The sequence below is a fragment of the Niabella insulisoli genome (assembly GCF_039652435.2).
Lineage (GTDB): Bacteria > Bacteroidota > Bacteroidia > Chitinophagales > Chitinophagaceae > Niabella > Niabella insulamsoli.
In genome coordinates, this window is sequence record NZ_CP190246.1 from 3329723 (window position 1) to 3345278 (window position 15556).

8 protein-coding genes are annotated in these 15556 nt (G+C 45.7%); 2 read left to right on the top strand and 6 right to left on the bottom strand.

From position 1 onward, the window contains the following. Positions 1 to 46: 46 nt before the first annotated feature. From ABDK00_RS13885 to thrS, 4 genes are all read right to left on the bottom strand, one after another. The gene (locus ABDK00_RS13885) at positions 47 to 3184 is read right to left on the bottom strand and encodes a multidrug efflux RND transporter permease subunit (RefSeq protein WP_346236792.1); all 3138 of its coding nucleotides are present in this window, start codon (positions 3182 to 3184) and stop codon (positions 47 to 49) included. A gap of 82 nt (positions 3185 to 3266) precedes the next feature. After that, entirely contained in the window at positions 3267 to 4394 is a 1128-nt protein-coding gene (locus tag ABDK00_RS13890) for an efflux RND transporter periplasmic adaptor subunit (protein ID WP_346236790.1), read from the bottom strand. 83 nt (positions 4395 to 4477) lie between these two features. Further along, a complete protein-coding gene (locus tag ABDK00_RS13895) occupies positions 4478 to 5824 on the bottom strand; it encodes a TolC family protein (RefSeq protein WP_346236789.1) in 1347 nt (448 codons plus the stop codon). Between the two features lie 404 nt (positions 5825 to 6228). Continuing rightward, positions 6229 to 8166 (bottom strand): threonine--tRNA ligase, encoded by a 1938-nt coding sequence (gene thrS / locus ABDK00_RS13900; RefSeq protein WP_346236788.1) that lies wholly within the window; start codon positions 8164 to 8166, stop codon positions 6229 to 6231. A 240-nt stretch (positions 8167 to 8406) separates the two neighbouring features. On the opposite strand from thrS, the gene ABDK00_RS13905 reads away from it, so the two are divergent. Beyond that, positions 8407 to 9099 carry an outer membrane beta-barrel protein gene (locus tag ABDK00_RS13905; protein WP_346236787.1) on the top strand — a complete coding sequence of 231 codons (693 nt, stop codon included), beginning with the start codon at positions 8407 to 8409 and terminating at the stop codon, positions 9097 to 9099. Between the two features lie 70 nt (positions 9100 to 9169). On the opposite strand, the gene smc is transcribed toward ABDK00_RS13905, so the two are convergent. After that, positions 9170 to 12703: a chromosome segregation protein SMC gene (gene smc / locus ABDK00_RS13910; protein WP_346236786.1), complete on the bottom strand. Its 3534-nt coding sequence runs from the start codon at positions 12701 to 12703 to the stop codon at positions 9170 to 9172. 208 nt (positions 12704 to 12911) lie between these two features. Between smc and ABDK00_RS13915 the strand changes: the two genes are divergently transcribed. Beyond that, positions 12912 to 13835 carry a hypothetical protein gene (locus ABDK00_RS13915; RefSeq protein WP_346236784.1) on the top strand — a complete coding sequence of 308 codons (924 nt, stop codon included), beginning with the start codon at positions 12912 to 12914 and terminating at the stop codon, positions 13833 to 13835. Positions 13836 to 13865: 30 nt separating this feature from the next. Here ABDK00_RS13915 and ABDK00_RS13920 read toward each other — a convergent pair whose 3' ends face one another. After that, positions 13866 to 15368, bottom strand: a complete 1503-nt coding sequence (locus ABDK00_RS13920) for an APC family permease (protein ID WP_346236783.1) — start codon at positions 15366 to 15368, stop codon at positions 13866 to 13868. Positions 15369 to 15556 lie beyond the last annotated feature (188 nt).

Genomic DNA, 15556 nt, shown 5'->3' on the forward strand with positions numbered 1-15556 from the left:
GAATAGCCGGAAACTTTGTCCGGCTATCCAGGTTAAATATCAGGATTTAGGCGGATTTAGGCTTTCTTTTTCGGTAGCTAATTTTCGTTATCAACACATATAAAACCGGCACAATGAAGATGGCCAGCGAGGTAGCGGCCAGCATACCGCCAAAAACTGTCCAGCCGATGGTTTGCCGGCTTACAGAAGCCGCGCCCGTGGCGATCATCAGCGGCACAACGCCCAATATAAAGGCCAGCGAGGTCATGATAATAGGCCTTAAACGCAATCGCACCGCCTGCAAGGTAGCTTGTACCACGTCCATGCCCTTGTCCACCCTTTCTTTGGCAAACTCTACGATCAGAATGGCGTTTTTCGCCGCCAAACCAATCAGGGTGATTAACCCAATTTGCGCATAAATATTATTCGACAGTTTCGGTAACAGCGTTAACACCAGTATCGATCCGAAAGCGCCCACCGGCACTGCTAATAAAACTGAAAAAGGCACCGACCAGCTTTCGTAGAGCGCTGCCAGGAATAAAAATACAAACACGATCGAGATACCAAAAATGATGATTTGCTGATCACCGGCGGCTATTTCTTCCCGGCTCATGCCCGAAAATTCGTAACCATAACCGGCAGGCAGGGTTTCAGCCGCTTCTCTCAACGCGTCAATCGCTTCACCGCTGCTGAATCCATCTTTTGGAGAACCGTTGATCTCCACCGATCTAAATACATTATAGTGAGAAATCACAGCCGGCGCTTCGATCAGCTCGGTTTTCACAAGCATATTCAGCGGAACCATATTGCCCATACTGTTTTTAACGTAATAATCTTTTAAATTATCGAGCGATCCCCGATATTCGTAAGCAGCCTGAGACATTACCCTGAAATTGCGCCCGTAGATGTTAAAGTCGTTTACATAGCTGCTTCCGAGGAAATTGGAAAGGGTGGTATACACTTCCGCTACGTTTACTCCCATCTTTTTGGCCAGTTCTTTATCCACATTCAAACGATAGCTCGGCGTTCGCGCATTAAAAAACGTAAAGGCACGGCCGATAGCCGGCTTTGAATTAACTGTTTGGAGAAATTTTGTAGCCACAGCTTCAAACTTCTTCACGTCGTCGGTGGAACCGGTTTGCTGCAATTGAAATGAAAAACCTGCTGTTGCGCCGAGGCCTGGAATGGCTGGCGGCGCAATCGGCATAATGCGCGCTTCTTTAATATCTTTGGTGGAAGCGATCACCTTTCCGATCACGGCGTTCACATGGTGCTCCGCCCCTTTCCTTTCGTCCCAGCTTTTAAGTTTTACGAACATCGTACCTACATTCGACTTGCTACTAAAGCTCACGATATTCAATCCTGCCAAACCACCTACTACATCCACTTCAGGCAAAGCTTCTACTTTGGCCATGATCGTTTTGATCATCTCAATGCTTCTCGTGGTGCTCGTACCCTCGGGCAGTTCGTAAGTCACATACATCCGACCTTCATCTTCAATAGGAATAAACCCGGACGGCTTTGTTTTAAAGAGCAGGATCATAGCAACGATTAAACCGATGAGCAGCGTTACTACATAAGGCGTTTTACGGATCCATTTCGCCACACTTCTTGTGTAGCCTAGGGTTACTTTATTAAACCATTTATTAAATCTTTCAAAAAAGCGGTCTAGTATATTGCCTTTTTTTCCTGTTGTATCGGTAGGTTTTAGCAAGAGCATGCTCAGCGCAGGAGTGAGCGACAGGGCCACAAAAGCTGACAGTAAAACCGAAACGGCAATGGTAATTGCAAACTGTTGATATAACCGGCCTACGATACCGGGAATAAACCCAACAGGTATAAAAACTGCCGCCAGAATCAGCGCAATAGCAATTACCGGCGCAGATATTTCTTTCATGGCCTTAACGGTCGCGTCTTTCGGCGACATGCCCCGGCTATCGATATTATGTTGGATAGCTTCAACCACCACAATAGCATCATCCACCACAATACCAATAGCAAGCACAAATGCAAACAGCGTAAGCGTGTTTATCGTGAATCCGAGCAAATTGAAAAATATCAAAGTACCGATGAGCGAAACCGGAATCGCCAGAACCGGAATTAACGTGGCGCGCCAGTTTTGAAGAAACAGGAAAACCACTAATACCACCAGCACGAGCGCTTCGATAAGCGTATGCATCACCTCATTGATCGATGTTTCAACTACGGTCGCGGTTTCCAGGGGCACTTTAAAGTCGATATCCTTGGGAAAGGTAGGACGCAGTTTTTCCAGCGCGTTCATAATGCCTTCGTAAGTATCGAGCGCATTAGCGCCGGGCGCCTGGTACACCAGCAAAAACGCCGCGGGTTTGCCACTCACAAAAGCATTGATCGAATAATCAAATTTGCCCAACTCCACTTTAGCGACATCCTTCAGATACACCACACTTCCTTCTGCCGGCCTCGAACGGACAATTATATTTTCAAATTGCTCCGGTGTGTTGATACGACTATTGGTAAGCAGACTGTATTCAAACACCTGCTGATTCGCCTGTGGGTTTCCTCCGATCGTTCCGGCAGCGGATTGCAGGTTTTGCTCCTGCAAGGCGGCGTTTACTTCTGCCGGCGAAATGCCTAAAGCAGCCATTTTTGACGGATTCAGCCACACCCGCATACTGAAATCATCAGCGCGGGAAAAAATATCGCCCACGCCTTTTACGCGCAGCAGCACATCTTTAACGTAGAGGTTGACATAGTTTCCGATAAAGGTTTCATCATGAGTGCCATTGGGAGAATAAAACGCCAGCGCCGTCATGATGCTGGGGTTTCTTTTACGAACCGTAAGGCCCAGTCTTTTTACCGCGTCGGGCAGGGTGGGCTCGGCCACACTCACACGGTTCTGCACATCAAGCGTTGCAATATTGATATCAGTGCCCACCTCAAAATTCACCGTAATGCTGCTTTGCCCGCTGCTGGTGCTGTTGCTGGTCATATAGGTCATGCCGGGCGTACCATTTATCTGCGTTTCCATTGCGGTAGTCGTCGTCTGCTCTACCGTTTGCGCATCGGCCCCGGTAAAGTTGCCCGATACCTGAACGGTGGGCGGCGAAATATCAGGATATTGCGCCACCGGAAGTGTAAGCATTGAAATAATTCCTACCAGCACAATTACAATCGACACCACTATCGCCGTCACCGGCCTTTTTATAAATACGTCTGCTATCATTTGTACAATTTCTTGTTTGAAATTTCCTTTTTATCCAACACTTTCACTACATACCCTTTCTGACACTTCATTACATCCAGCATTATTTTTTTGCCGGCGCCTTTGCTTTTGTGGTGTCGGTTGTTACAACCGCACCCTCTCGCAGGTTCTGAACGCCTTCTGTCACTATCGTTTCTCCAGCCTGCAGGCCTTCCCTGATCAAAACGTTGGGTCCCAACTGGCGTCCCAAAACAACTTTGCGTTGGGTCACTTTGCTGCTATCGGCCAAAACATACACAAAAAATTCTCCCAGCTGTTCCACCACCGATTTATAAGGCACCAGGGTTGTACGTGAAGAAGCCGCATTTAAAACGCGAACCGTCGCGCTCATGCCCGCCTTTAACAGGTGGTTGTTGTTGGGAAAAACAAGCCTTACTTTAATCGCGCCTGTTTGCGCATCCACCGCCCGGTCAATTATTTTAATGCTTCCGTATTGAGGATAAATATCATCTCCAAAAGCAAGTGAAAAAGTGGAGTCGATTGTGTTTTTGGATTGCTGCAATTTTGAGAAACGGTAAATTTCTTTCTGATCGATTACAAAATCCACTGCCATTGGATTATCAGTAGAAATGGTATTCAACACCGATTGCCCGGCCACAACCGAGGTACCCAGCCGCGCCTGCGAAATACCGATTGTTCCGCTGAACGGCGCGTAGATCGTTGCAAAGTTCACGTTGGCCCTTACTGCATTCGCCGAGGCTTTAGCTGCGGCCAATTGCTTTTTGGCAGCCGCCAGCGCTGCATCCGCGTAATCAACCTGTTGCTTCGCGATGGCATCCTGCGCGTCTAAGGCATGATAGCGCTCGGCATCTTTCTGCGCTTTAATCAGATTAGTTTCCTGAACAGCAACCTGCGCCAATGCCGCCTGATAATTCGCCTGGTAGGTTTGCTGATCAATGGTGTATAATTTTTGTCCTTTGGAAACTTTGGCGCCATCCTGAAAATGAATACCAGTAATATAACCGGTCACCTGAGGCCTGATCTCCGATTGATTGAGCGGCACCAGGGTGGCGGGATATTCATCATAATAAGCTGCGTTGCCGCTTTCAGAAACTTGCACCACCGATACCGGCACAGCGGCGTTGGCAGGAGCTGCGGTTTGCTTTTTATCCTTGCAGGCCACGAAACTCAGTAATAACGCCGTGGCCATAAATCCTTTAAAGATATTCATCCGTTTTGCTTTTTTAGTTTGATGATCGCAGGCCATCGCCTGCTTCGAATTAATCTGGTTAGTTATCGATTTTTAATGTTGTATTATTCTGACCGTATAGCGCCCTCCGCTTTCCTCACATCGATCTTACTGCTCAACAGGCCATAAACCGCATTGAAGTAATTGATTTGGGCCGACCGCAGATCGGTTTGCGCTGTAATAAGTTCCAGATAGGTTTTGATCCCTTCCCTGTATTGCAACTCAATAATCCTGTGGACTTCCCGCGCCAGTTCCATATTTTCTTTCAAAGCCACGTAGTTGGCGAGGTTGGCCCTATATTGAGACATCGCTGTTTTATATTCGCTGCTCGCCTGGTTTTTAAAATTGACAAGATCCCACTCTGTTTGCTGCACCTGTTTTTCTGCAATGATGATATTATTCTTCCTTTTCCCTCCCTGAAAGATGGGGAAACCAAGTGTCAAGCCTGCATAAGAATTGGGAAAGCCCTGGTTGTAGAGTTTGGCGAAATCATCATTGAGAAAGTTCCGGATATAAGCGCCATTAGCGGCGACTGAAGGAATATAACTCCATTTATTATAGCTGACATTAGCCTGCTGCAACCGAAGCTGCGCTTGCAATTGCTGATACTCTACCCTGTTGGTATAACTTACAGTTGATGTTGTATCCAAAAAGATTTCTGATTCAAGTTGTGCGCTGTCATATTCAAAAGTCAGTTCCCGCTCGTCGGGATAGTTGATCAGGTATTTGATATTGGCCGTCTTCGCCTTCAACGCTTCTTCAATTTCCCTTTTTGAAGCGACGGCATTGTTTAAAGCAATGGTAGCCCTTTGATAATCGGTTTTATCCGTTACCCCCACATCATAGCGCGCACGCGCGTCTTTAAGGCTGCGCGATAACATGATAATATTTTCTTCGGTGATCTTTCTTTGTTGCTCAGTCGCCAGCAAATCGTAGAAATTTTTTGAAACGTTTGCTACCAAATTAATACGAAGATTTTCCGTCTGCTTAGCAGCCGCTTCCCTTACATCCTGCTTAGTACGGCTGGCCAGCAACGCATCGCGGTTGAATATTTGTTGCGAAGCTGTGAGTTGAAGCGCCGAGGTGTTATTAACGCCAAACCGTACCTGGTTACCTCCAATAATATTAACAGGCAGTTGAAAGTTGCGCTGATATGTATAATTAAAGTTTAACTGAGGATACCAATCCGCCAAACGGTTTTTAATCTGGAGATCGGTGATTTCCTGATCAAGTGTCGCCTGCCTGACAGAGGGCTGATGTTCGAGCGCATAATCGATCAGCGCATCGAGGTTGGCCCGCTGTAGCAAAGTGTCGGCTGATGGGGCCTGAGCAGCGGAAATGGAAAAAGAACTAATAAAACTAACAATCGTTAGAAATATTTTGGAGTGTACCTTCTTTAAACGAAAAATCATAAAACAAAATTTACCCAATGTATCGGTGTCTCGACTCAAACCATTCTAAAACAATACAACTAATTGTTTGTTCAAAAACGAATCTTTTAAGTCGTGCTATTTTTTTCGAGGGCAAGTAATGTCTGAAAAGAAAACATTTTTGACGTCGTTTTCTCTTTTACCTTGCGTACGTTGACATTATTTGTTTATGAACGATGCACCATACGCTGGGCGACGGGGAAATAAATCTTCCCGCCTGCGTTTATTTAAAATCCTTTTTAATGGAGATTAAAGCCGGTTTCATGAAAGATTACACTTCATTTTACGCCAATGTAAAGATCAGGATATAGATCTTCTTAGCATCCGCCGGGCGGGGATCTTGTGAACAAAAACCCCGAAGCAGTGTACTTCGGGGCCTTATTTATTTAATGATCTGCTTTCTCTTCAATTTCCTTTAGCAGGCCGTTTAGAAATTCATCAGTAGTTACGGTGCCGGCGTCTCCCTTGCCCTGCCTTCTTACGGACACTAATTGTTCTGTCATTTCCTTTTCACCAACAATCAGCATGTAAGGCACTTTGTGAAGCTCGGTATCTCTGATTTTTTTACCGATCTTCTCATTGCGGTCGTCGATTTCGGCACGCACTCTTGCTTTTTTCAATTGCTGCTCCACTTCCTTTGCGTAGGGCAAATATTTGTCGCTAATCGGCAGCACTTTAACCTGAACCGGCGCTAACCAGGTCGGGAACTTACCTGCATAATGCTCTAACAAGAACCCAATAAACCGCTCGTGGGTTCCCAAAGGCGCACGATGAATAATCAAAGGCACTTCGGGTTCGTTGTGCTGATTGGTAAAGCTAAGGTTAAAACGGCGCCCCTGTGCAAAATCAACCTGGTTGGTGGCCAGCGTAAACTCGCGGCCTATTGCGCTCCAAATCTGCACATCGATTTTAGGGCCGTAGAAAGCGCCTTCACCCTTTACTTCTACATAAGGAATATTGCTTTCGATTAATACATCGCGAACTAAAGCTTCTGTTTCGAGCCAAAGCTCGGGCTCGTTTATATATTTCTGGCCCAACTTTTCAGGGTCGTGCAAACTAAGCCGCATGATATATTTATCGATACCAAATATCTTAAAGTACTTTAAATACATTTCATTCACCGCGCGAAATTCGTCAGCAAACTGTTCTTTGGTGCAATAGATATGTGCATCGTTCATGTGCAAACATCTCACGCGCATCAGGCCAAATAATTCGCCGCTTTGTTCATACCGATAACAGGTTCCATATTCTGCGATGCGATACGGCAGATCGCGATAGCTCTTAGGCTCTGCATCAAATATTTTGTGATGATGCGGGCAGTTCATTGCTTTCAGGTAATATTTTTCCCCGTCCAACTCCATTGGCGGATACATGCTATCGGCATAATAAGGCAAGTGCCCGCTTGTCACATACATGCTTTCCTTGGCGATATGGGGCGTCACCACTCTTTTGTAGCCAGCATCTTCTTCCGTTTCCTTAGCCAGTTTCTCAAGCTCTTCAATAATCACCGTTCCGTTCGGCAGCCAAAGCGGTAAACCCTGGCCTACCATATCATCCATAGTAAAAATGCCCAACTCTTTGCCCAACTTGCGATGGTCGCGCTTTTTGGCTTCTTCGAGCATCGCCAGATGTTCGTCGAGTTCTTTTTGGTTGGGAAAACTAATGCCATAAACGCGGGTTAGCATTTTATTTTTCTCATCGCCCTTCCAATAAGCGCCGGCCACACTGGTTAACTTCACCGCTTTAATGATGCCAGTAGCCGGGATATGCGGCCCGCGGCAGAGGTCGGTAAAATTGCCCTGGTTATAAAAGGTAATCTCCCCGTCGTTTAAATTATTAAGCAGGTCTAATTTATATTCATCTCCTTTTTCTGAGAAATATTGTATGGCATCAGACTTCGAAATTTCCTTTCTGGTGTAAACATTATTCGCCTTCGCCAGTTCATTCATTTTCTTTTCAAGCGCAGCCAGGTCTTCTTCAGACAATTTGCGGTCGCCCAAATCCATATCATAATAAAAACCGCCGGTATCCAACGCCGGGCCAACCCAAAATTTAACGCCGGGATAGGCGGCTTCCACAGCCTCCGCCATCAGGTGGGCAGAAGAATGCCAAAAAGTTTTCTTACCGTCGGCATCGGCCCAGGTTAACAAAAACAGTTCCGCGTCATTGTTAATAGGACGCGTTGCATCCCAAACCTCTCCATTTACTTTGGCGGCAATAACTTTGCGTGCCAGCCCTTCTGAAATTGATTTTGCAATACCCAGCGCGTTGACGCCTGCTTCAAACTCCTTTTTTGCTCCGTCCGGAAAAGTGATTGTAATCATATTAATGAAACTCGTAGAAAATTAAAAAGTTTGCTAAATTAATAAACTATCGCGAGAGCATGAGGTAATAATCTAAAATACCCCTTTAAAAAGAAAAATCGCCGCTAAATCTAGCACGTACGGACCATTGTTGAAAATAATCCCTTTGCTGCTGTTATCGTTGAGCTAGTTGTTTTTACTAACCTGATATTGTTTGGCACGGTTTTTCATCTTAATACCCCAACTACTAAACCCTACAACATGAAAAAATTATGTTACGCGACCATCTTTTTCCTGACGCTGTCGGTCACAAGTCAAGCCCAGGGCTGGGCGATTAGCGATAAAGTAATGGTTGGGCATAGCTGGACCGTTGGTAACCGAAATAATGAAGACCTTAAGTATGCCTTTCACCCAACCGTTGCTTTTGGGCGATCGGCGTATTACAATTTTAACGACAACGTGGCCATCGGGCTTGGTACTTTTTTCAGCTCCGAGGGCGGCACCTTTAAAATCGACAATGACACGGAAGCGGATAAAGCCAAACAGCGCATGAATTATATCCGTCTGCCACTGGGAGCTATGTTTACGCTGGGAGACCCCTCCAACAGAGTGCGACCACGCATCGGCCTCGGCGGCTCGGTAGGCTTTTTAGTCGGCGGTAAAACATATGCGATTAGCGACGACGATGTGTTTGCAGGCGCTAAAACCACAAGAGTGATGAGTACCAAAGTTGACGCCGGCGCCAATGCATCATTAGGATTCGCAGTTCGGGTAACCGAAGGCTTTACCATCAATCATGATGTGAATTATTATCATGGTCTTGTTGAAAACAAATACGACGCTGATTTAAACTCATTTACACATCGCAATATTGGCCTGAGTTTAGGCTTTACGATCACCGGCAATGCGATGAAAAGGTGGAAAGGAAAAATGAAAGGCATGCATAAGGACTAAAATTATTATCTATGAAAACTCAAAAGCCGCTACTCAAAAAGAAGCGGCTTTTTTAGTATCTATTTTTTTATTATCCCGCAGCAGCGAGGCTTCTAAAGTCCACACTTACCAGTTTGCTCACACCAGGCTCCTGCATCGTTACCCCATAAATGACATCCACGGTGCTCATCGTTGTTTTATTGTGCGTCACAATGATAAACTGCGAATTGTCGCTAAACTCGCGGATCATATTCGTAAACTTGCCCACATTAGCGTCATCAAGCGGGGCATCTACCTCATCGAGAATACAGAATGGCGCGGGTTTGATCAGATAGATGGCGAACAAAAGGGCCGTTGCGGTCAGTGTTCTTTCTCCACCACTCAATTGGGTTAAAGAGGTCGGCCGCTTACCTTTTGGCCTTGCCATTACATCAATGCCGGTCTCGGCCAGGTTTTCCGGATTTTCAAGCACCAGGTCGCACTGGTCGTCTTCGGTAAACAACGACTTAAACACTTTCTGGAAATTTTCCCGCACCTGATTAAACGTATCCAAAAACTTTTGATTAGCTGTCGATTCCACTTCTTCAATCGTCTTGAGCAAACTTTCCTTGGCATTTACCAAATCGCTTTTCTGCTCCACGATAAATTCATAGCGCTTCTTCATTTCAGTATACGCCTCGATCGCCGTGGGATTTACTTCTCCCAAGTTTTCCAAACGCTTCTTCAACCGATCGGCCTTTTCCTGCAGTTCTTCAACCGCTGTTTCCGAAGTTCGTTCTTCGTTTAAAATATCTTCTATCTGAATTTTAAATTCAACATTCAGGCGCTCCTTGGTTCCCGCCAACTGCAATTTCAATTCATTGAGCTTATCTTTTATAGCGGCCAGCAAATGCTCCACCTGTTCCTTTTCTTTAACTTTCTGACGCAGTTCGCTTTCCTTTTCGCTGAGCTGATTACGCAGGTTATAATAGGCCTGGTCTGCTTCATCCAAAATCTTTTTATCGCCCTCCTGCGCATATCTCAATTGTAGCAATTCATCCTCAATCGCTACCAAAGAAGTTTCGCTCTGAATAAGCTCTTCGCTTGTACCCGCCAACTGATCATTGCTTTGTTCCACCTGCTTTTGAAGCGTTTCCAATTGGTTATTCTTAAAAGTCAGTTCTTGTTTCAAAGCATTCACCTTGCTTTGCTGGCGCGTGACGCTGAGGTTAAATTCATTATAATAACCCAACGATTCTTCGTGCGCGGCCTGGGCGCTTTTAAACATTTCCTCGGCTTCCGTAAGCCTGTTGGCGTTTAACTGAAGCACTTCATTAAATTCGCTCAATTCATTACGCACGCCTGCTACCGATGATTGCGTTTGTTGCAACTGTTCGTTCAGGTCTTCGAGCCTGTTGCGGGCAGCGCTTTGCTGGCCCTGGATGTTTTCAAGTTTATTTTGAAGGGAAAATACCTGATTGGAAAGTTCCTGTATTTCCTTTTCCGTTTCTTTGATCGCGCTTTCACGCAGATCTTCGTTAAACGCGATCACTTCGTTGTGCCGCACCTGAATTTGAGACCGGAGGTTTTGAACAATCGCATCCTGTTGCGCGATATCGTCCTGCAGTTTTTCAAGATTCTTGGCGCGCCCGATCTTTTTCCCTTCGATCAACCCAACGCTTCCGCCGGTCAAAGTATGTTTTCCTTTTACATACCGGCCGGTTTTTTCGATGACCGTGAAACCATTTGAATTGTTGAGCGCAGCCTCACCTTCTGCAATGAAAACATTGCCCAGCAAGTGTTTCGCGAGATGGCTGTATTTTTCATCCACTTCCACGACCTGCAACGCGGGCGTTGCATTTTCCAAAGAATGATCGGAACCTGCGGCGACAGACTGGCCAATTTTATCAAGCAAAAAGAAATTGGCCTTTCCCTTTTTATGATCGTCCAAAAGATGCACCGCCTGCAAACCCTGCTGCAAATCATTAACCACGTAGTAGTTGAGGTACGGCTCTAATACGTTTTCGAGCGCTGTACGATACTCCTCTTTTACATAAATAATATCCGAAAGAATAGGTGCGTTATGGTTCCACTCTTTATTTTGATGAAGAAATTTCACGCTTTCAGGATATCCTTCCATTGAATCGATCATGCTTTTCAATAAATCATGTTCGTTCTTTTTGGCGTCGAGCTTGCGGCTTTCTTCGGCCATTTCGTTGCGCAACGCGTCAAGCGCCTCCTGCGTTTGAAGAATTTGCTCCTTGGTATGCTCGTTGTGGGCCAGCAATTGCTCGAGCGACTGTTTTCTCTCACCAAGCACCGCCTCCTTCTGCCCTCTTTCGCTATCTAGCTGCTCGAAAGTGGCAGTCCGCTGCTCGCTTTCCTGCTCGATCTGATGAATGGCTCTTTGCAAATTTTGAATCGACGTATCGGCTACCGCTACTTTCTTTTCAGCTTCAAACTGGCTGCGCTGCATCATCTGCGTTTCGCGGCGCATATCTTCCAGGGCATTTCGTTTGGCATCTAAAATGCCGCGCTTTTCATCGGCTTCCGTTTTCAGGTTTTCAATCTGGCCGGTGAACCCTTCATATGCTTTTTCTTCTTCAGCTACCTGCACCTGCGTAAAAGAGATACTTTCTTCGATACCCTTTAATTGCGCTCCTGATTTATCTAAAAATTCCTTTAGATCGGCCTCCTTTTCTTTCAAATATTGCAGCCGTTGCACCGCGAGGTTTTTATCCCCCTCTTTCGTACGCACTTTTTGCTGCAACTCATTAAATGCGTGTTGCATACTTTGCAAGGCGCGCTCCCGTTCAACAAAAACCAGTTTTTCCTGTTCGAGATTGGCTTCGCCGGTGGCTATCGAAGCTTCAAGCTGTGTAACTTTATCCGCTTCCGACTCCTGTTTTTCAGTAAGATCTTTATAGGTCAGGTTAAAGCCTTCCAGCGCGGCCTTGGCCAGCTCAATGCTGATTTCGCGATAATCCTTTTTTATTTCGTGGTACTTTTCCGCTTTTTTTGCCTGATTTTCGAGCGCTTTCAGCTGATTGTTAATTTCGAAAAGCAAATCCTCAATGCGGTTCAAATCGAGTTCCGTTGCGTCCAGCTTTTGTTTGGCTTCCTTTTTTCTCGTTTTATAAATTGAAATACCAGCCGCCTGTTCCAGCATTTTACGACGGCTGTTTTCCTTGTCGCGGATCAAATCATCCACCATATCGAGGGCAATAATCGCATAGGAATCGGTGCTGATACCCGTATCCATAAAAAGATTCTGAATATCTCTTAACCGGCATTGCACATCGTTAAGCCGGTATTCGCTCTCACCGCTTTTGTAAAATTTTCTGGTTACCCGAACAGTACTAAACTCTGTGGGCAGTAGATTTTTGGTATTTTCAAAAGTAAGACTTACTTCTGCCAGGCCGCTTGCTGAGCGCGTTTTAGAACCATTAAAAACAAGACTATCAAGATTTTCACTTCGTAAAGCGCTGATTTTCTGTTCTCCAATCACCCAGCGAATACTATCCACAATATTCGATTTGCCACATCCGTTGGGACCCACAATGCCGGTCACATTGTCATCAAAATTCACAATGGTTTTATCGGCAAAGCTTTTAAAACCCTTTATTTCCAGACTTTTTAATCTCACTCTAAAAACTTTTATTGTATCGGCGAATATAGAGCATCAAACGGTTGTTGACATGGCCTTTTATACACAGGTTTTGAAGGGAAGGTGTGGAAAAATTTGTGCCGGCGGGCCAGAAGCGATATTTTAAGAAGCACGAGGCAAAATGGTTTTAGACGGAAGGTTCCGCCAGCTTTGAATATCTTTATCATTATCAAGATAAAACGTCTACATGAAAAAGTTCATTCAACCGCTTATTGGACTGGTCGCTTCCTGCCTTTTCTACGGAGATGCAACTGCCCAAAATAGTAAACCGGCAGATGTTTCGGACAAACCGGTTTATCACAGTCCGGGCGGCACCTATTCTGACTGGTACTTTCCGGCTCAGGCTTATAACAGCCTAGAATGGACGTTCGTGCCGGTTGCCGACCCTCCCGCCTCTTTGGCCCTGGAGGGTTTACTACATTACTATGCTTATAATTTTGCGCTAAACAACGCGTCGTCGAGCGTTGGCGGTGGCTATGCGGGTTTTCAGACAAATGGATTGTTCAAAAATACTTTCCAGGGCAAGGTTATCAACTTTTCGATCTGGGGTTCAAATGCCGGGAAAAGCGAGGGCCTGGTCAATGGCGGCAACGAAGAAAGTGGTGGGTTTCAAATCATGTATCGTTATAATTGGACGATTGGGCACCCTTATTATTTTGAACTGAAACCTGGCCCCAGCGGATCTGATGCTCTGGGAAAATGGTGGGGCTTATGGGTGACGGATAAAGCGACAGGCGTGAAAGATTTTGTGGGCGAGCAACGCGTTCCCTCGCTGATAAATGGTAAAGAGGCAACAACCTGGTCGGCACACACCTCTATGTTTGGCGAAGATCTGCACTGGTGGCGCTCGCTCAATGGGCATCAAAAATATACAGAGCCTTCTGAGTTTCAAAGTTCGGCGATGGCAGCCACCGATATTTCTGCAAATGCCGGAACGGTGAAGCCTTTTAAATTTATTAACAGGCACAATTCGGGAAAACCCGTAACCGGCGATACCGGTTTTAAATCCATCAACAGCGACGTTTCGATATACAGTGATTCAACAACATTTAATGTGCAACACAATTTGGGCTATTGGGCATCTCCCGCTCCTAATTATATAGAAAAATAAAAAACACTTCGGCACTAAAACAGAGGAAGCTTACCCTTTTACTTTTTGCTTCTGCATGGCTATATAATAAATAGGCACCCCTATCAGCACAATCACCAAACCTAATAAAGAGGTCGTCGGCTTTGCATACAACAACCCAATGGCCATTGTTCCAGCAAGCAAGATATATAGAATCGGAATAAAAGGATAGCCAAATGCCTTGTAAGGCCGTTCTGCCTCAGGCCGCGATTTTCTCAGGCGAAATACTCCGATAATTGTGAGAATGTAAAACACCAGCGTGATGAATACCACATAATCAAGCAATAAGCCGTACCGGCCGCTAAGGCATAATAAACTTGCCCAGGTGCATTGCGCCCATAAAGCCCATTGAGGCACTGCGTTTTTGTTGAGCGACGCGGCCTGCGGAAGAAATAAGCGATCCTGCGCCATGGTATAAAAAACGCGGGCGCCCGTCAGCACCAGCCCGTTGTTGCAGCCAAAAGTGGACACCATAATCATCACGGCGATAATTGCCGCGCCGTAGGTGCCGAAAATATTTGAAGCCGCCGCTGTGGCAACGCGGTCCTGCAACGGGAAAGCGACATTGGGCGACGCGGATTCGGTTGCAAATGCGGCCACGCCATCCGCAGCCGGAGGAAACAAAGGCAACACAGCGACATACATAATATTGGTAAGCACATAAACCGTTATTACGATCAACGTGCCCAAAAAAAGGCTAAGCCCTACATTGCGTTTGGGATTTTTAATTTCGCCGGCAATAAAAGTTACATTTTCCCAGGCCACGCTGCTAAACACCGAGCCCACCATGGCAGAACTTACCAGGCCAATAGCTACCATCCAGGTAGCTGGCGTATTAAACGAAGACCAGCCCGCCTGACGTCTGCTTTCGTCAAACACTTTTTCGGTAAATTTCATGTCAAAACCCGTTGCCCAGTTGCTATCCCATATATCCGCGCGAGCGGCCAGTAATAATCCGAAAATAATCAGGGCAAACAGCGAGAATAGTTTCGCAATCGTAAATGCAGATTGAATAAGCTTTCCTTCCTTCACCCCTCTTGTGTTTACATAAGTAAGAAAAATGATCAGTGCAATAGAAACTAACTGGGCGGGATAAAGCTTGAACCAGTCGCCGAGCTGAAAAATTATATTCTCCTCGGCCATCGTAAGGGCCGGTATAAAAAAGCCGGCAAATTTACTGAAAGCCACGCCCACCGCAGCTATTGTTCCCGTTTGAATGACTGAAAAAAAGCTCCATCCATATAAAAAACCTGTGAACGGATTATATGCTTCTTTTAAATAAACATATTGGCCGCCGGCTTTGGGAAACATGGCCGACAATTCGCCGTAGGTGACGGCCGCAAAAACCGTCATAATGCCTGTTAAAATCCAAACGCCAATCAACCAGCCGGCAGTTCCCAAATTCCTCGTCATGTCGGCACTTACAATAAAAATACCGGATCCTATCATGGAGCCGGCAACGATCATTGTACCATCAAAAAGACTGAGCGACTGTTTAAATTTTCCTGCGGACATAGCTTTGTTTTATTGAAAAATACAAGATAGGGATTAATCCTGAAACAGCAGGCAATCTAAAAAATATCAGCGCCATCCCTCAAAATAGCGATGCCTTAAAAACGGCTTTGGTCATTTACCATTGTACTTTTACCAGGCAGTTAACCGATAGGTAGTTTACCATAACCTTTAAACGCCCAACTTATGCC